The sequence below is a fragment of the Verrucomicrobiia bacterium genome, from assembly GCA_036268055.1.
Lineage (GTDB): Bacteria > Verrucomicrobiota > Verrucomicrobiia > Limisphaerales > Pedosphaeraceae > DATAUW01.
In genome coordinates, this window is sequence record DATAUW010000016.1 from 160632 (window position 1) to 177437 (window position 16806).

General features: G+C 55.2%; 14 protein-coding genes and 3 tRNA genes. 11 read left to right on the forward strand and 6 right to left on the reverse strand.

Annotation, left to right across the window (positions count from 1 at the left end; translation table 11 throughout):
- Positions 1 to 61: 61 nt before the first annotated feature.
- Both VH413_09455 and VH413_09460 read right to left on the reverse strand, forming a co-directional pair.
- Complete coding sequence (locus VH413_09455) at positions 62 to 1972, reverse strand: DUF2207 domain-containing protein (GenBank protein HEX3798916.1); 1911 nt, start codon at positions 1970 to 1972, stop codon at positions 62 to 64.
- A 184-nt stretch (positions 1973 to 2156) separates the two neighbouring features.
- Positions 2157 to 4616 (reverse strand): hypothetical protein, encoded by a 2460-nt coding sequence (locus VH413_09460; GenBank protein ID HEX3798917.1) that lies wholly within the window; start codon positions 4614 to 4616, stop codon positions 2157 to 2159.
- Between the two features lie 290 nt (positions 4617 to 4906).
- Here VH413_09460 and VH413_09465 point away from each other — a divergent pair, with 290 nt between their 5' ends.
- Both VH413_09465 and VH413_09470 read left to right on the forward strand, forming a co-directional pair.
- Positions 4907 to 5632 carry a hypothetical protein gene (locus tag VH413_09465; protein ID HEX3798918.1) on the forward strand — a complete coding sequence of 242 codons (726 nt, stop codon included), beginning with the start codon at positions 4907 to 4909 and terminating at the stop codon, positions 5630 to 5632.
- Between the two features lie 45 nt (positions 5633 to 5677).
- Positions 5678 to 6142, forward strand: coding sequence for a tRNA (cytidine(34)-2'-O)-methyltransferase (locus VH413_09470; GenBank protein ID HEX3798919.1), 465 nt, complete (start codon positions 5678 to 5680; stop codon positions 6140 to 6142).
- Positions 6143 to 6144: 2 nt separating this feature from the next.
- Here VH413_09470 and VH413_09475 read toward each other — a convergent pair whose 3' ends face one another.
- The 3 genes from VH413_09475 to VH413_09485 all read right to left on the reverse strand — a co-directional run bounded on the left by VH413_09475 (position 6145) and on the right by VH413_09485 (position 9986).
- The gene (locus VH413_09475; GenBank protein HEX3798920.1) at positions 6145 to 6654 is read right to left on the reverse strand and encodes a PTS sugar transporter subunit IIA; all 510 of its coding nucleotides are present in this window, start codon (positions 6652 to 6654) and stop codon (positions 6145 to 6147) included.
- Positions 6655 to 6668: 14 nt separating this feature from the next.
- Positions 6669 to 7655, reverse strand: a complete 987-nt coding sequence (locus tag VH413_09480) for an ankyrin repeat domain-containing protein (protein ID HEX3798921.1) — start codon at positions 7653 to 7655, stop codon at positions 6669 to 6671.
- A gap of 420 nt (positions 7656 to 8075) precedes the next feature.
- The gene (locus tag VH413_09485) at positions 8076 to 9986 is read right to left on the reverse strand and encodes an Hsp70 family protein (GenBank protein HEX3798922.1); all 1911 of its coding nucleotides are present in this window, start codon (positions 9984 to 9986) and stop codon (positions 8076 to 8078) included.
- Positions 9987 to 10105: 119 nt separating this feature from the next.
- On the opposite strand from VH413_09485, the gene VH413_09490 reads away from it, so the two are divergent.
- Positions 10106 to 10756 (forward strand): phosphopantothenoylcysteine decarboxylase, encoded by a 651-nt coding sequence (locus VH413_09490; protein HEX3798923.1) that lies wholly within the window; start codon positions 10106 to 10108, stop codon positions 10754 to 10756.
- On the opposite strand, the gene VH413_09495 is transcribed toward VH413_09490, so the two are convergent.
- Positions 10757 to 12505: a hypothetical protein gene (locus VH413_09495; GenBank protein HEX3798924.1), complete on the reverse strand. Its 1749-nt coding sequence runs from the start codon at positions 12503 to 12505 to the stop codon at positions 10757 to 10759.
- A gap of 236 nt (positions 12506 to 12741) precedes the next feature.
- On the opposite strand from VH413_09495, the gene rnhC reads away from it, so the two are divergent.
- From rnhC to rplK, 8 genes are all read left to right on the forward strand, one after another.
- Entirely contained in the window at positions 12742 to 13704 is a 963-nt protein-coding gene (rnhC, locus tag VH413_09500) for a ribonuclease HIII (protein ID HEX3798925.1), read from the forward strand.
- A 200-nt stretch (positions 13705 to 13904) separates the two neighbouring features.
- Positions 13905 to 13980, forward strand: a tRNA-Thr gene (locus tag VH413_09505).
- Positions 13981 to 14061: 81 nt separating this feature from the next.
- Positions 14062 to 15252, forward strand: coding sequence for an elongation factor Tu (gene tuf / locus VH413_09510; GenBank protein ID HEX3798926.1), 1191 nt, complete (start codon positions 14062 to 14064; stop codon positions 15250 to 15252).
- Positions 15253 to 15351: 99 nt separating this feature from the next.
- Positions 15352 to 15427: transfer RNA gene (locus VH413_09515), tRNA-Trp, on the forward strand.
- Positions 15428 to 15439: 12 nt separating this feature from the next.
- Positions 15440 to 15529, forward strand: a tRNA-Ser gene (locus VH413_09520).
- A gap of 12 nt (positions 15530 to 15541) precedes the next feature.
- Entirely contained in the window at positions 15542 to 15793 is a 252-nt protein-coding gene (gene secE, locus VH413_09525; GenBank protein ID HEX3798927.1) for a preprotein translocase subunit SecE, read from the forward strand.
- A gap of 15 nt (positions 15794 to 15808) precedes the next feature.
- Positions 15809 to 16354: a transcription termination/antitermination protein NusG gene (gene nusG / locus VH413_09530; protein ID HEX3798928.1), complete on the forward strand. Its 546-nt coding sequence runs from the start codon at positions 15809 to 15811 to the stop codon at positions 16352 to 16354.
- Between the two features lie 9 nt (positions 16355 to 16363).
- Positions 16364 to 16789, forward strand: coding sequence for a 50S ribosomal protein L11 (gene rplK / locus VH413_09535; GenBank protein ID HEX3798929.1), 426 nt, complete (start codon positions 16364 to 16366; stop codon positions 16787 to 16789).
- Positions 16790 to 16806: the final 17 nt, after the last annotated feature.

A 16806-nucleotide genomic window follows, 5' to 3' on the forward strand; every position in this document is an offset into this window, starting at 1 on the left:
GTCGAGCGCAAAATAATCAAACAAACGGACAATTCTCGGCCCGGAAAAAGGCAGCGCTATTTTACCATCCGCCACCGCCGCCACCGCCACCTCCACCACCTGACGAACCACCGCCACCGCTCCCACCACTGCTTCCGCCGGAGCTTTCACCGGGTGCAGTCGCCGCCGACGCGATCGTGCTTGAGAAAGTCGTGCCGAGAGAAGTGCCAAACGCGGCCACGTCCAGCGCACTCCACGCAGCCCCCTGATACCACAAGGGCATATAACTTGCGCCACGCGGGCCGATGGTTGCCTCTTTCAAAATTTGCGCGAATTGTTCCGACCATTTTTGCTCGATGCCGAGTGCGAGCGCATAAGGCAAAAACTTCTCGAATAATGCCGGGGTTTGGTCCGGCGGATTTTCCACGTTCAACCGATCCTTCTCCGCGCCGCTGAGGAATAATTTGAAGCCCTCGATCTGATCGAGGATTTTTCGTCCGGCGAGCGTGGGCGCCTTCATGAGGTGATAAAAAATTCCATTGAGCGAGATGCTGCAAACGAAAATCGCCACGACCCAAATCGAAGTGCTATGCACCAAAAACCAGATGCCCAAAACCTCGCCCGCGAGGAAGGGCAAGGAGAACAAGGCGAGTGGCAAACTCTTTATGCCGTAGCCACGGCGCGTGGAACTGAGGACCTGGGAGATAAGCAGTGTCACGACTGCCGTCCACGGCGTGAGCCAGACGAACATGAACAGCGCAGTCGCGATGTCGCTGGCGTCCATCAACGAAATGATCACGGGCACGACGGAAAAAATTAATCCCGGCAGCCAATAACGCCAGTTGCGTTTGAAGTAAATTTCCTCCTCCGATTGTTTTAACTGGCGTTGCAATTCTTTGCGCGCGTTCTGGAGGGTGGAATAATGCGCTTGTATGAGGCGCAGAGGACGTCCGCGGTCGAGCAGATTTTGCAGCAGCGTTTTTTCCTCGGGCAGCAGGTCGTCATAATCGGCATCCGTACGCGTGAGGATATATTGTTTGCGCGCCTCTTCGCGGATGGTGATCTTGCCCTTGACAGCGAGATTAAGGATCGCGGCAGCAAAAGCCTTATCGTCAAAACCCATGCGCACCAGATAACGGACAGCGGCGGGAGAAAATTTTTCAGGCGGTGAAGACCTGGCCATGATGATGCCGTGGGCGAGATCGCGGCCCACCATCATCCACGCCGCGATATAATAAAGCAGAAGGAAAAAGAAACAAATCGTAGCGAGAGTGAGGCCTTGATTATCCGACATCAGCGCCATCCCCTTGGTCTGGATGGTGGGAGCGACGACAAAACCTTTCGGCCATTCAACAACAATGGTGAGGCCTTCATGAACATTGAGCCGGCGAGTGGTTTCAAAGTGTGCATTACCGTTGATCATTTCCACAGAATAATTGGTCGCGCGACTGCCCTGTGCGCCGGTATAGGCGATAAGATCGTGCGGCATCGCGCCGGTGGGCAAGGTCACTGTGGCGGTGGCCAGATCAATGGGAAATGACCAGGCGTTGCCGGTGACGTTCCAATAAAGTTCGTCGTGCGTATCAAAGAAACCCAACTGACGACCGGTCTTGTAAGTGATGCGATAAGAATGCTGGCCGGACGGCAGCAGCGCCGTCGCGGAACCGATATAAACGCGCACGCCGTTGTCGCGCTTTTCGAGATGGTACGGCTCCGGTTTCCCGTCGCGTTCCACGTTGAGCACGTCGAAACGAGTGCGCACGCGCAGGCCGAACTTGCCGTGGTAAAGTTGCGGAAAATCGCGGTAGATGCCGTGCTTCATCTGCTGCCCGTCGGCGGTGACATCAATCGTCTCCGTGACCAGCAACGTGGCATTCGATTGGACGGTAATCTGGCTGTCGAAATGGGAGATACGTTCCAAGGCCGCCGAAGCGGGAAATATCGCCAGCCAGATAAACGTGATGCAGACTATCCAGCAATAACGGCGAATCATGACACCACCTCCGGCGAGCTGCCTTTCAGCAAGGTTCTGCTTACAAGAAATGACGAAAGCGTCGGCTTGCACGATGAAGCCGGTTCAAGTTCAGGACGAATGAGCACGCTGCACTATAGCAGCGAGAGTGGCGATTGAAAAGCGGTCTGTCGGATTACGCGTTCTATATTTTTGTGATAAGAGCTTACGGTCGCGTCACATTTACGCGGAGATAATGGGCGCGCTGGCCAGCCATGCCGGACGTATCGCGAATGACGACGGTTTCGTTCGGCGAACCGCTGCGGGAAATTTCTTTTGCCGATGCCGCGAGCACGATGTTGGTTCCCGTGTAGGTCGCGATGTCTGACCATGCGCTCATGTTTGTCGAGGCTTGCACATGGTACGTGACGCCGGTTTCCGCCGGGCGGCGCACGAAGCTGATTTGGAAATATGACAAGCCATTGCTGCTAGTAATCGCCGCTTGCACGGTGGCGTTGGACTTCCAATAATTGAGGAATTCGATGAGCGCGAGCGGCGTGTTGGTCGGCGCGGGTTGCTGAATTTGATCGGCTTCGTTGATGCCGTGACAACTGGTGCAACTGCGGATCTCACCCGGCGCGAAGGTCAGCCAGTAGCGTTCGCGCACCACGCCAACGCCGTTAGTATCCGCAAGCTGCCACGTCATCGCGCGGCGCGCAGGAACGATCGCGGCGGAAGAGCCATCGGGGCCGAGTTGCACGCTCGCGATGGGCGCGGTAGCGGTAGCGGGATTATCAACGCCGGGATCGTGGAGATACTGCGCCAGCACGCGACGACCATTGCCAGGATTGCCGGGATCGCCGTAATTGAAACTGCGCAGTTGATCCGCCTGGAATAATTGCAGCCACGCGATGTCGTAAATTTTTCCAGGAACACTGGCGGTCGTGTGGCTCGTGCCCGCGATGTTCAAATTATACGGCTGTTGATGGTCGGCCTGGTCGCGCGTGGTGACATCGCGACTGACGATGAGCGCCAGTTGATGCGTGATCAGATATTTTTGAAACGTGGCGATGTCCACCTTCGCGGCGGCAAACGCGGCGAGTTCGGGACCGGGAATCGGCACGCTGAACGGAACCGGTCGCGGACGGGCATAGACTTCCACTGGATCGAGTTCCCACAGCAAATGGTTTTGGGTTATGTAGGCGTAGAGATTCGGATTCCAATACACGGCCTGGTTGGTGAGACCGCTGGTCAAGGGCGCGCCAGGAACATAGAAGCCATTGGTAAACACCAAAAATTTCAAACGAAAATCATACGCGGTCGAAGGATATAAGGGATCGGGGTCTTCGGTCTCGGTGAATACATTTGCTGTGTGCGCCGCGATCATGTAACCGTCCGTAGTCATCAATGGATTGCGATAAAAACCGGTGTCGTCGGCAGGGACATTTCCGGGAGTGGCGGTGGAGCCTTCCGTTGAGCGCGGCGTGAGATAATTGATGCGCATGTAGTAGGCGTTGATATTCGTCGCGCCGGTCAGCGAGATTAATTGTCCGCCGCTGTGCGTGGTGAATTCTGGCGCGTCAATGCCGTAGAAAAGTCCTGGCATGCGCGGGTCTTCGCGAATTTGCAGGAAGTCCTCGATGCGGTTGGTATTATAATCCGTGCTGAAATCGTATTTGTCGTAAAGGTTGGGATCGTTGGTGTAAGCCGCCGAGATATAACTGCCGCCGAGTTCGTGGCGGCCCACGTGATTCACAGTTTCCTCATCGGTGCCGTCCTGATTGATCGCCCAAGGAAAAAATTGATTGAAGGTATTTCCGGCAAGGCCAGTGCCCGCAAGCAAGTCGGTGCGCACATCGCGCGGCTCAGGAAAAACTTCAGTTTGATTGGTAGTGATGACTGAGTTCGACGATTCATCGCTCCAGTTGAACGTGCCGTAAACAATTTTGCCTTCGAGAAAATCCGTGTCGGCCTGCTGGTCGCGTTGCAGATGGTCCCAACGCACGAATACCACGCGGCCGGCGCTGTCAAGCAGCGGTGAGAACGCTCCGCTCGGAGTGTGATTGAGCATGAACAAAATGCCATTCGTGGGTTGCAGGCTCCAAAGGCCCGTGACGGTCGGTTGCTCCTCGTATTCGTCGAGCTGCGGATACAGTTGTGCTTCGCCGTTGCGCGGACGGTCGCTGGTGAAAATGATTTGATCGTCGCTGCCGTAAATGGGGGAGACGTTATTGAAATTCGCAGGTTGATTCGGGACCTTGATGATGACGGGAATCGAATTTGGATCTGTGAAATTCGTGATTTCGTAAAGTTGCCAGTAAGCGTCCGGCGCGGAATATGATTTGTACGCGCCAACCCCGCCCGCGACCATGCTGAACACCGCCTTCTTCCCGCTCCAATGCACACATGGCTGGCGCACGGCGATGCCGTTGGGATATTGATCACCCCATTGACCGTAGCCAGCCGCGCGCGTCAGGTTTTTTGTCGTGCCATCGGGATAACGAATGTAAAGGTCGCCGCCGCGCCCGCAGGAATCTACCGTTGGCCGATGATTGCCGAAAGTGGAACCGATCGTGGCAAAATCGGCGGGAATGGGAACTTGCGTGACGAACAAGATGGAATTCGTCGGACCCGCAAAGGCGCTCGTGATCGCGCCGAGAAATAGAAATAGAAAAAAACTTTTCATCGTGCCGGGTGGTTCAGCACATCGCACTCCAAGGCGGCTGTAAAGTCATACGCCGTCTGGCGTAGGCGGCTTTTTGCGTGGGCGCAAAGGCATATAACCGTTGCCTTGGCACGAGTTGGCATGGTTATCGGCTCGCGAATCAATAAAGTGCCTCAAAACCGAACATAAACACGTTTGTCTAAATAATTTTGGACAGATGGCCAATGGCGAATTGCTTTTTTCATATTTTCTGCCAAAGTGATGTTAGGAACAAATCGTGGCTCAGCCGTAAATCTCAACGCCATATATATATGATCTCGTTTTCTTCGACTTCGTGCCCGGCACGTCCATTTTACCATTCGCTTGTGACAATCATCATGTTTGGCTTGGCCGTGGCAACCTTCACTCAACCGGTGCGCGCTGATATGATTGAATTGACCAATGGTGATCATTATCGCGGTGTAGTTATTTCGATGACGCAAACGAACATGGAATTTCTGAGCGAAATTCAGGGACGCGTCACCTTGCCGCGGAATAAAATCGCGCAGATCACCTTGAATGAAGTCATCACCAAATCCGTGGTCGTCACCAAGCCGCCCGTGACCAACGGAACTTTAGTCGCGGCTCCCCTGATTCTTTCGGGCGCTTCAACGGCTGCTCCTGTCCGCCACGACGCCGCGCCAGGCAACCAGGCCGATGCGGTGGTTCAGCAAATGCGCCAGCAAGGCGTGGATCCCAGATTGATTGATCAAGTGCAGGAGCAAATTTTCGGCAAGTCCAGTCCTGCAGCCGCGCAAAAATTCAATGAGATGATCGGCGGTCTCCAATCGGGCAGCATGTCCATCCGCGACCTGCGCAACCAGGCGCAATCGGCCATCAACCAGATCAACAGCGCGAAAAAAGAATTTGGCAGTGACGCCGGTGATATGCTTGACGGTTACCTGACCATCCTCCAAAACTTCGTGCGCGATGCCGACACCGACGCAGCCAACACGATTACGCCTTCACCGCCGACCGCCGCTGTATCCACGAAATAATTTTGCACGCATCGGTGGACAGAGAAATTTGCCGCTGATGTCCGCATGAACATCGTCCTCGTCGAACCCGAAATTCCGCCGAACACCGGCAATGTCGCGCGCCTTTGCGCTGCCACAAAGACGCGCCTGCATCTCATCGAGCCGTTTGGATTTGATCTGAGCGATAAACAGCTTAAGCGCGCCGGGATGGATTATTGGCGGCAGGTCGAGTGGGAACGCTGGGCGGGCTGGGCGGCGTTTCAAGCAGGACTGCCGGCGGGCGCTCGTCTTTGGTTTGTGGAATCGGACGGCCCGCAAATTTATTCCGAGGCGCGTTTTGAACCGGATGACTATTTGGTGTTCGGCCGCGAGACGGCGGGGTTGCCGCGGCAATTATTGGAGCAGAATCGCGAGCGCTGGCTGCGCATTCCCATGTTTAATCTGGAATCGCGCTCGTTGAATTTATCGAACTGCGCCGCGCTGGTTTTATTTGAAGCGTTGCGCCAGCAGGGATTTCCTGGCGGCGCATGAGGCTAACTTTCCGCTTCCGCTTCGCGAATGAGGGTGATGACTTTCTGTGGGCTGTCCACCATCAGCAAACTTTTCCGTAACTTCGGATTTCGCAGGAGGCGGCTGATGCGCGCGAGAATGGCGAGGTGCTCGGTAACCGTTGGCGCAATGAGCAGGAAAAATAATTGCGCGGGCGAATCGTCAATCGAGGCGTAAGGAATTCCGGTATCGTGCCGGCCAAAAACGAGGATCGGATGATCCACCAATCCCACCAGCGCATTGCGCGCGTGCGGCAGGGCAACACCATCGCCGATGCCCGTGCTGTGCAGTTGTTCGCGTTCCTCGAGCGCGCGCAACAAGGTTTGCCGAGCCTCGGGACGGTCGGCGATCTCCGGGATTTGGCTCACGAGTTCGGTCAGGACAGCCTCGCGGGTGGCGCCGGCCAAATGCAGTTTGATCATTGTTGGAGAAATGAGCTGGCTGAGGGCAACGCGCCGGGGTGGGGGATTTTGCATAATGAAACTGCGGCCCATTCAATGACGAACACTTATTCGCGAGCGCCGTATTTTTTCAACAACTCAACAATCGTTTCGTGCTCATTGTTGCGTGCGTAGTAAAGCGAAGTCTTGTTGCTGTAATCCGGCGCGTTCACATCCGCGCGGCGCGAGAGCAGCAACTCCACTACCTCCGGCTGTCCGCAGGTGGCGGCCATGTGCAACGGCGAACGGCCGGGATAATTCTTGCGGTTGATGTCGGCGCGTTTGTCGAGCAGCGCCTTGACGATGTGCGCATGGCCGACGCGGCAAGCGATGTGCAGGGGCGTGACGCCGTGCTTGTCGAAGGCATCCACGCGCGCGCGATTTTCGAGCAACAATTCCGTGACTGACAAATGCCCGGAACTCGCGGCGTGATGCAACGCGGTCCAGCCACCCTTGTCAGCGGCATTCGCGTCCGCCTGGTTGGCGATCAAAATTTCCGCCACCGCGCGCTGACCGTAAGCCGCCGCGGCGAACAGGGGAGTCGCGCCAATCTTATCGCGAGCATTTACCTCTGCGCCGCGGGCGATCAAAACTTTTACCGCGCGGCTGTGGCCGTAATTCGCAGCCTGATAAATGGGCGTCTGGCCTTTGCTCTCCTGCGCGTTGACGTCGGCTTTATTATCGAGCAGCAATTCCACGACGTCCTTGTGGCCAAAGTTGGCGGCCAGGTGAAGGGGAGTAATTTGCCAGCGGTTCGCGGCATTGACGAGCGCGCCTTTCGACAGAAGCAGCGCCACTACTTCCTTGAAGCCGTAATACGACGCCATCTGGAGCGGTGTTTGAAATTTTTCGTCGGTCGTGTTGACGTCTGCGCCGCTGGCCACCAGCAATTCCACGACCTCGAGGCAGCCGCCGCGCGCGGCGAGTTGCAAGGCGGTGCGCTGCTTTTCATCGCGGATATGCACCATGGCCGGCGTGGCTTTGAGCAACGTCCGCACGCCTTCGATGTTCCGCTTTACCGCTGCTTCATGCAGCTCTGTTGATAGCTTGCTCAATGGATTTTCCGTTGATGGTTTTTTAATTATTCAAAAAATGACGACAAAGTGCAACTGCATTCAGTTTGCACGGCTCATTCGAGATATGAGGAAGTGAATGTGCCCGGCGCGGCTGGACTGCTAAACAAGTTTGGCGTCTTGAAACAAATAATTCGGTCATGCGGTCGTAAAATTTGCTTTCGCGGTTTGCCGGGCGGCGGAAATCGGAGAACCTCTCCGCGAATAAAGTCTGCCTATCAAATATAGCCGACAGCCACATAAATCAATGTATTTTGTTACTTCCCAACCCACTTGTAATGGTGCTTCGCTCGATTCTAATCCATTTTTGACGCTCGCACTGTCGCCAGTATTCTGGCAAAGTTGTCCGAGTTCGTCCTACAGCGTGGCCGTGAGGCAATGCCGATGGGAGATGAAAACGGATTATTGAATCAGGCCGCGCTGGCGCAACATGCTTTCCATCGCGCGATCCATCAGCAATTCGGCCAGTGGCTTGGTCGCTTCGTCCAATGCGGCGTTGGCAGCCTGGAGTTTTGCGGTATCGCCGATTTTTGTGCTGGGATTTTCGGTGGCGAGGGCATCATCCACGTTCTTTGAAGCTGCTTCGACTTGTGTTCGGTAATTTTCGTCGAGTTCTGTGGCACAATCCACCAAGCCTTTGCGCGTTGCCGTCAAAGTTTCTCGCGCGCGCAATGCGGCCTCGATCCAGCGGCGCGCCGCCAGATCTTCAAATGCGTGTTCGACGGATTCCTCCACCATGCGTTGCACTTCCGCATCGTCCACATCCACGGCGGATTTCATCTCCACCACCGTTTGGCGGCCGGTTTTGGTATCGCGCGCGAGCACGTGCAAAATCCCGTTGGCATCAATCTCGAATTGCACGCCGATGCGCGGCACGCCTTTGGGCGCGGATTCAAAATCAATCGTGAAACGGCCCAGGCTCCAGTTGTCCTTTGCGCGTTCGCGTTCGCCTTGCAGCACATGGATGAGCATGTTTTTTTGATTGTCCACGGCGGTGGTGAACATCTCGCCCGCCTTCACAGGAATCGTGGAATTGCGATGGATAATGACGTTCATCAGCCCGCCAAAGGTTTCAATGCCCAGTGAAAGCGGTGTCACGTCCAGCAATAATAAATTCTTAAATCCGCCGGACAAAATCTCCGCCTGAATCGCCGCGCCGAGCGCGACCGCTTCGTCGGGATTTTGCGAGGTGTTTAGCAGCGGGCCCACCGGGCGATGATATTCGGTGCCGAGGCGGATGCTGCCGCGCGTCTCTTCGAATTCCACGCAGACAAAAATTTCAGTGACCATCACGCGGACCAGCGGCATGCGCGTTTGTCCGCCGACGAGAATCACCTGATCCAAATCCTTGGCTTCAAGCTTCGCATCCGCCAGCGCGCGCAAGCAATGGGGCCGGGTTCGCGCGATGATTTCGCGCGTCAAATTTTCTAGTTCGGCGCGGGTGAGTTTATAATGAAAACTGAAATCGGGAGTAATAAATGGCAACGCGATCTCAGTTTCCAATTCGCTGGACAACCGAATCTTTGCCTGTTCCGCCGCTTCGCGAATGCGCGAAAGCAGCGGGAGATTTTCTGCGGCGTCCGGGCCGCCCGCGTTTTTTATTTGCGCGACTAAAAATTCAATGATGCGTTTGTCGAGGTCATCGCCGCCGAGACGCGTGTTGCCATTGGTGGACAACACTTGAAACACGCCATCTTTCAATTCGAGAATCGAAAGGTCGAACGTCCCGCCGCCGAGGTCATAAACTGCGATGCGCGCGTGCTCCTTCAATTTATCCAAACCGTATGCCAGTGCGGCGGCGGTGGGTTCGTTGAGGATACGCTCGACGGTGAGCCCGGCCAATTCGCCCGCGTGCTTGGTGGCGTTGCGCTGGGCGTCGTTGAAGTAGGCGGGCACGGTGATGACCGCGCGCGTCACCGGTTCGCCAAAAAAAGTTTCGGCATCGCGCCGTAATTTTTTCAAGACCTCGGCGGAGATTTCCTCGGGTGTGCGCGATTGCCCGTGCATGGTCACGGTGACCGGCCCCGCACCCGCGCCGTGCACGGGATAGGTGACCAGCATTTCTTCGCGCGCAATTTCATTGCCGCGCCGCCCCATAAAACGCTTGATGGAGTAAACCGTTTCCGACGGTTTGAGCACGCGCACGCGATTCGCCTTGTGACCGACAATCGGCCCGGCCTCGGCGGCGAAATACACCACAGAAGGCGTCAGCCGCTGGCCATCAGAATCCGCGATGACGATGGGGATTCCTGAATCCACCGTGGCCACCAACGAATTGGTGGTGCCGAGATCAATGCCGACAATTTTGCTCATCGCGGAACATGCTGCCACGATTGGAGGATTGAGGAAAGCGGTGTGTGAAATAATCTGTGGTCATTCGTGGCTCCCAAATTTTATTTTCGCTTGCCGCAGCTTTCGCTAGGCTTCGCGCAATGAATTGCGTCATCACTGCCGGGCCCACTTATGAACCGCTGGACAATGTCCGCCGGCTGACGAATTTTTCCACGGGCCGTCTGGGCACCGAACTCGCCGGTTACCTTGCGAGCCGTGGCCATTCAGTGACGCTTCTGCTCGGTGAACAAGCTACCTATCGGGTGACGAGTAATTCGTATAAAACTGAAGCTTTCACGACCACGGCTAATTTGATGTCGCAATTACAATCGCTTTCACGCGGCAAGGTGGATGCGGTTTTTCACGCGGCGGCGGTCAGCGATTATTCTTTCGGAAAAATCTGGTTGCGCAGCCAAAACGGGGAGATGGCCGAAATCAAGTCGGGCAAGATCGCGACGCGTGACGGCGCGCTGCTCGCGGAATTGGTGCCGACGCCGAAGATCATCGCGAGCTTGCGCGAATGGTATCCCTTAGCGCGATTGGTCGGTTGGAAATTTGAAGTGGAAGGAAATCGCGCGAGCGTCATCGGTCTGGCTGAGCGGCAAATGGCGGAATGCCGGACGAATGCCAGCGTGGCGAATGGCCGGGCTTATGGGGAAGGTTTTGGCTTGGTAACTGGCGCGGAGAAGTGCGAGCACCTTGCGGACAAAAGTGCGTTGTTTATGGCGCTGGAGAAATTCGCCAGCCGCTGATTAAAATTCGAAATGTTGCAACTGCCGCAGGCCGAGACGAAACGGCACCCAGCCGAGCACGAAGGAGAGCACGAAGAAAACGGTCACGCTGAACGCCGCCCAGCCTTGTGAGGGCGCGTGTGTGCGCATTTCCGCCGAGCCGAACGCCAGCACGAGCACAGAGCCGAGAATGTAAAGAAAGCTGAGCACGAGGCAAAACGTCCCGCCGAAACCGCTGACGATTTTGCTGGGGTTGCCTTCCTTGAAATTGGGATACAGCACGCCGAGACCGGCAGCGAGACCGTTTAACGTGAAGGTCATCACCGTGATCACCGCACCGAAAAACATCACGCGATCCCAAGGCATCCGCAGCAGGCAACTCGATAATATGACCAGCGTCAGCGTCACGATCAGGGATGAAAAACTGGCGAGCCAATATTTTGCTTTCACAACTTTCGCGAGTCCCATCGGGGCCATGCCGATGATCCAAAGCCGCCGTCCTTCGAGCGAAAATTGCGGATAAACAAAACGCGTGGTGAGCGTGGCGAGGTTGAGCGAGCACGCGCCAAGATTGAGATACGAAACCAAATGGATCCAGAACGGGTTCACAAACTGGCTCGTGAAATGGCGGACGTTGATGACGTAAACGCCGAGCAAGCCGAACAGCAAAACGGTCTGTCCCCATTGCGTGGTGTCGCGCCAGAACATGCGCGCATCCTTGACCAGCAACGCGCGCGTGTCGGGTTCCAGCCAGCGAAGTTGATGCACAAGTTTTTCACCGATGCCGATGGGGTAGGTAAATTTTTTCTTGCGCTGGGCAGATTCGCGAAACCATTCCCATTGGCCCCAGACACTCGCGCGGCTTTGCACGCGTGACGCGGCGTCGTAGTAAAGATTGCCCAGCCGCGTGAATGCCAGGAAGCCGAAGAAGAGCACATTGCTCAGGAGCACGAGCGCGAAAAATCCGGCGAGCGTCAGCGCGCCTTCCGCCCATTGCAGCACGCTCGTGGAAAGCCAATAGCTCGGCAGAAACGGAAATTGGGCGAAGCGCGTTTTTTGCAGCAGTTGGTCCAGCACGGCCAGCACGCGCGTTTCCAACATTTCGTCGCTGACCGGTTGCGAACGCCAATAGAATGCGGCGAACCCCAATCCCACAACCGCGACGACAAGCGCCGTCACTTGAAATGCCCGGCGGTCGAGATAGCGCGCCAGATTCAACGCCGCCCACGAGCCGGCCACGCCCGGCAAAACGATGAACAGCAAAATCAAAAGCATCGTCACCGGGTAAAAATGCCAGGCGACATCGCGGGTCAAACCGAATGCCGCGAGCAACGGCGCGATCAAAAATAAAAACGCCCACGACGCGAGCAGTGTGGATTCAAAAAATTTGCATTGGAAAATCGTTTGCGCGGGAATCGGCAGGGACATGAGGTAGCTCGCCTCGCGATTGCGAAATAAATTGGTGTAGCTGATGATGAGATTACTCAGCAGCAGCAGCACGAAAAGAAACGCGAACAGGAGATACAAAAGCCGCTCCGTGAGCACCGTGCCCAAACCCGGAAATGCGCCGACGAATTTCAGCCCTTTGAAAAACAGCCAGAAGGAAAGCACGAGGTAGCCTACGATGAACGCCATGATGAGCGCGGTGAGCAGGCGGGACTGGTCGCGCACGGACTTGAGGCGGCGCCAGGATTGCAGCAGGTTCACGCGCAGCAGCAAGGCCAGGGGGGCTGGAGTGGCGCTGGCGCTGGCTTTTACGGCATCGGACATCTTGTGAGGTTATGATAATAATATGCGGCGGGCAATCTTTGAGAACGTCTGAAAGTACATCGCTTAGAACATTGTTCAGGGCAAATCGCCAGATTTACCATGGCGAATCGTAAAGCAGGTCTCAGATTTTTTGGCCTCCGCTTAAATTTTCTTTCTCACAGTTGCAGAGCTTACGGCATGTGACTACGATGGGGCAATATCGGTTGTTGTCTTTTACGGATACCGATAAAAAATTTGTGAAACCGTTGACGAGTTATACTTGCAAGCTGACTGATGACCAGGCGGAGGCGTTGCGTGGTTATTTGCGGGAGCATGGCTTCAAGTTTCGCGAGGTTCCGTACGCGCGTTACGCGGGTGCGAATGACACGGTGCAGGTGGTTTTTTACGAGAGCGGCAAGCTGGTGTTGCAAGGGAAGGGGACGCAGGAGTTCATCGAGTTTGTCCTGGAGCCGGAGATTTTGCGGGAGGCGCGGATGGGTTACGAGGCGGTGTTGAACCCGGAATTGCTCATGGCGCGGCTCGGCGTGGACGAAAGCGGCAAGGGCGATTTCTTTGGGCCGTTGTGCATCGCGGGTGTGTATGTGAACGAGGCGGTGATCAAATCGTGGGAGGACGCGGGCATCCGCGATTCCAAAAATATTTCGAGCGATAAAAAAATCAAAGAGCTGGCGGAGTTGATTGTGGATACGCCGGGGTGCGTGACTTCGGTGGTTCCGATTGGCAACGAGGCTTACAATCGTCTTTACTTGAAAATGCGGAGCGTCAATACGGTGCTGGCATGGGGTCATGCGCGGGTGATTGAGAATCTCATGGGGCAGAAGCATCGTATGGTTCCACCACCGGTTCGGGCCATCAGCGATCAATTTGCGTCGAGCAAAGATGTGGTTGGCAAGGCTTTGATGACCCTTGGCCGTGAGATTGAATTAGTGCAAAGGCATAAGGCTGAATCAGATATAGCGGTTGCGGCGGCTTCGATTTTGGCACGGAATGAATTTGTGAAGCGGTTGGGCGATTTGGAGAAGCAATTTGAGATGCCCTTGCCCAAAGGCGCATCGGCGGCGGTGGATAAGGCGGCGAAGGACTTCATCGCCCGTCACGGTGTCGAAAACCTGTCAAAAGTGGCTAAAATGCATTTTCGGACGGCATTGCGCGCCCAGGGATTGCCGGAACCACCGAAAACGGAGTGGCGCAAACGATGAGCGATGGCTTTTGGCGAAAAAATTGTCAAAAAAGTTGTGAAAAGCCATTGACACAAATTTCAACGCTGATATTTTGGATAACAGTCTTTGGGCCGTAAACAGTATAAAAACACAGCCCCTGAGGGTTTTTGAAGAAAAAGCCAGGGGAATGGGTTTTTGTCGTTTTTTGGGTGTCAGGATGTATTTAGAGATTTGGCTATGCCCATGTAGCTCAGTTGGCAGAGCACGTCCTTGGTAAGGACGAGGTCATCAGTTCAATCCTGATCATGGGCTCCAAATTTGGACGTTTTGAGCAGTTTTGATTGTTTAAGTTGTAAAAAATTAGATAGAAAATAACCAACATCAGGAGATCGAGTAATGGCAAAAGAAAATTTTCAAAGAACGAAACCGCACGTCAACATCGGCACCATCGGCCACGTTGACCACGGCAAATCCACTCTCACTGCGGCCATCGTTGAGGTTCAGCACCGCAAAGGTCTGGCTCCGGCGATTTCCTATGCCGATATCACCAAGGGCGGCACCGTCCGTGATGATACCAAGACGGTGACCATCGCGGTGTCGCACGTGGAATACGAAAGCCCGCTGCGCCATTACGCTCACGTTGACTGCCCCGGCCATGCTGATTATGTGAAAAACATGATCACCGGCGCCGCGCAGATGGACGGGGCGATTCTCGTCGTCAGCGCCGCTGACGGCCCGATGCCTCAGACCCGCGAGCACATTCTCCTCGCCCGCCAGGTCGGCGTGCCTTCGATCGTGGTTTTCCTGAACAAGGTTGACCTCGTTGATGATCCGGAATTGCTCGACCTCGTCGAGATGGAAATCCGTGATTTGCTGAGCAAATACCAATTCCCTGGCGACACCACGCCGATCATCCGCGGCAGCGCGACGGCTGCGCTCGCAGCGAAGCCCGAAGGCGAAAAAGCCATCGCGGATTTGCTGAATGCCGTGGACTCGTTCATTCCGCTGCCCACGCGCGAAATTGATAAGCCCTTCCTGATGTGCATCGAAGACGTGTTCAACATTGAAGGTCGTGGAACGGTCGTGACCGGTCGTGTCGAACGCGGTGAGTTGAATCGCATGAGCGAAGTTGAAATCGTCGGCCTTGGCGAAACCCGCAAGACGACCGCGACGGACATCGAAGCGTTCCGCAAGCTGCTGGACAAAGCCAGCGCTGGTGACAACGTCGGCGTCCTGCTCCGCGGCACCAAAAAGGAAGAAGTCGAGCGCGGCATGGTTTTGGCGAAGCCCGGTTCCATCACTCCGCACACGAAGTTCAAGGCGGAAGTTTATGTGCTGTCCAAAGAAGAAGGCGGCCGTCATACCCCGTTCTTCAACAAGTATCGTCCGCAGTTCTATTTCCGCACGAGCGATGTCACGGGCAATGTGACCTTGCCGACGGGCGTTGAAATGGTTATGCCGGGCGACAATGTCTCGGTGGATGTCGAATTGATCTCCCCGGTGGCCATGGAAAAAGGCCAACGCTTCGCGATTCGCGAAGGTGGGCGCACCATTGGCGCCGGCCGCGTGAGTGAAGTTTTGGCTTAACCCAAGCGTTTAATTATATGGAGTGCGGGAGCGAACCTCCCGCCTCCGTTTTTTAGTCTGAATTAATAATGATAAAGGGCCAGCCACTGGCGAATTTGTAGGGCGGTAGCTCAATTGGTAGAGTAGCGGTCTCCAAAACCGTCGGTTGGGGGTTCGAGTCCCTCCCGCCCTGCCAAAACGAAAAGCTGGAGGGGTGGCAGAGTGGTCTATCGCGGCGGTCTTGAAAACCGTTAAGGTGTAAAAACCTTCGGGGGTTCGAATCCCTCCCCCTCCGCCAGGAAAGAGTTTTGTGAATTATAGTTTAATAGCATTTATCGTCGTCGTCGCGGTAACATTCGGCCTCCTCTGGTGGTCGGGACAGTTGCTGCGTCTATCCGCGTACGTCGAATCCACCCGCGAAGAGTTAAAAAAATGCACGTGGCCGACGTGGGACGAACTGAAAGGTTCGACCGTCGTGGTAATGATTTCAATCGCCATCATTGGCGGTTTCACCATGGCGGTGGATTTTGTGTTCGCCATGCTCGTCCGCTGGATCACTTAAACGCACCCTTTATCTATGCCTAGCCAGTGGTTTGTCATTCATACTCTGTCCGGACAGGAACAGAAGGTTAAAGAAAGCATCGAAAAACGGATCAAGGCCGAAGAGATGGAAGAGTATATCCATGAGGTCCTGGTACCGATGGAAAAGGTTGTCGAAGTGCGCAACCAGAAGAAGACGGTTTCGACGCGCAAACTTTGGCCCGGTTATGTGTTTGTGGACATGGCGCTGTTGGATGATAACAAGCGCATCATCGAGAAGCCCTGGTATTTCATCAAAGACACGCAAGGCGTGATCGGTTTTGTGGGTGATCCGCCAATGCCGACTCCGGCTGACGAAGTGGAGTCCATCAAGGCGCAGATTTCGGACTCGGAAGAGCGCGAGAAGCCGAAGGTTAATTTTGAAGTGGGCGAAACGATCAAGATCAACAATGGTCCGTTCCTCAACTTCAGCGGTGTGATTGAAGAAATCGAACCGGATCGTGGCAAGTTGAAAGTGACCGTGAACATTTTCGGACGCAATACGCCGGTGGAACTGGAATATTGGCAGGTCGAAAAATCCTAAGAGAATTTTATGGCAAAAAAAGTTACAGGACAGATTAAGTTGCAAATCCCGGCCGGGCAGGCCAATCCCGCCCCGCCCGTCGGCCCGGCGCTCGGTCAGCACGGCGTCAACATCATGGCGTTTTGCAAAGAGTTCAACGCCGCGACCAAGGCGGATGCCGGTCTGGTGATTCCCGTGGTCATCACGGTATTCCAGGACAAATCGTTTACTTTCATCACCAAGTCGCCACCCGCGTCCATCCTGCTCAAGAAAGCCGCCGGCATTACCTCCGGCTCCAAGACGCCGAATAAGGAAAAGGTCGGCAAAGTCACGCGCAAACAGGTCATGGACATTGTCAAGCTCAAGAGCAAAGACCTGAATTCCATTTCTGACGAAGCCAGCTTCCGCGTTGTCGCGGGCACGGCGCGCAGCATGGGCATTGACGTCGTGGGCTGATTTTAATTGATCGTCGC

Bases quoted from the DNA above. Each gene is read 5' to 3' on its own strand.
- VH413_09460 (HEX3798917.1), bottom strand. From the start codon at position 4,616: ATGAAAAGTTTTTTTCTATTTCTATTTCTCGGCGCGATCACGAGCGCC.
- VH413_09475 (HEX3798920.1), bottom strand. From the start codon at position 6,654: ATGGGCCGCAGTTTCATTATGCAAAATCCCCCACCCCGGCGCGTTGCC.
- VH413_09465 (HEX3798918.1), top strand. From the start codon at position 4,907: ATGATCTCGTTTTCTTCGACTTCGTGCCCGGCACGTCCATTTTACCAT.
- VH413_09490 (HEX3798923.1), top strand. From the start codon at position 10,106: ATGAATTGCGTCATCACTGCCGGGCCCACTTATGAACCGCTGGACAAT.
- VH413_09470 (HEX3798919.1), top strand. From the start codon at position 5,678: ATGAACATCGTCCTCGTCGAACCCGAAATTCCGCCGAACACCGGCAAT.
- VH413_09455 (HEX3798916.1), bottom strand. From the start codon at position 1,972: ATGATTCGCCGTTATTGCTGGATAGTCTGCATCACGTTTATCTGGCTG.
- nusG (HEX3798928.1), top strand. From the start codon at position 15,809: ATGCCTAGCCAGTGGTTTGTCATTCATACTCTGTCCGGACAGGAACAG.
- rplK (HEX3798929.1), top strand. From the start codon at position 16,364: ATGGCAAAAAAAGTTACAGGACAGATTAAGTTGCAAATCCCGGCCGGG.
- VH413_09495 (HEX3798924.1), bottom strand. From the start codon at position 12,505: ATGTCCGATGCCGTAAAAGCCAGCGCCAGCGCCACTCCAGCCCCCCTG.
- tuf (HEX3798926.1), top strand. From the start codon at position 14,062: ATGGCAAAAGAAAATTTTCAAAGAACGAAACCGCACGTCAACATCGGC.
- VH413_09485 (HEX3798922.1), bottom strand. From the start codon at position 9,986: ATGAGCAAAATTGTCGGCATTGATCTCGGCACCACCAATTCGTTGGTG.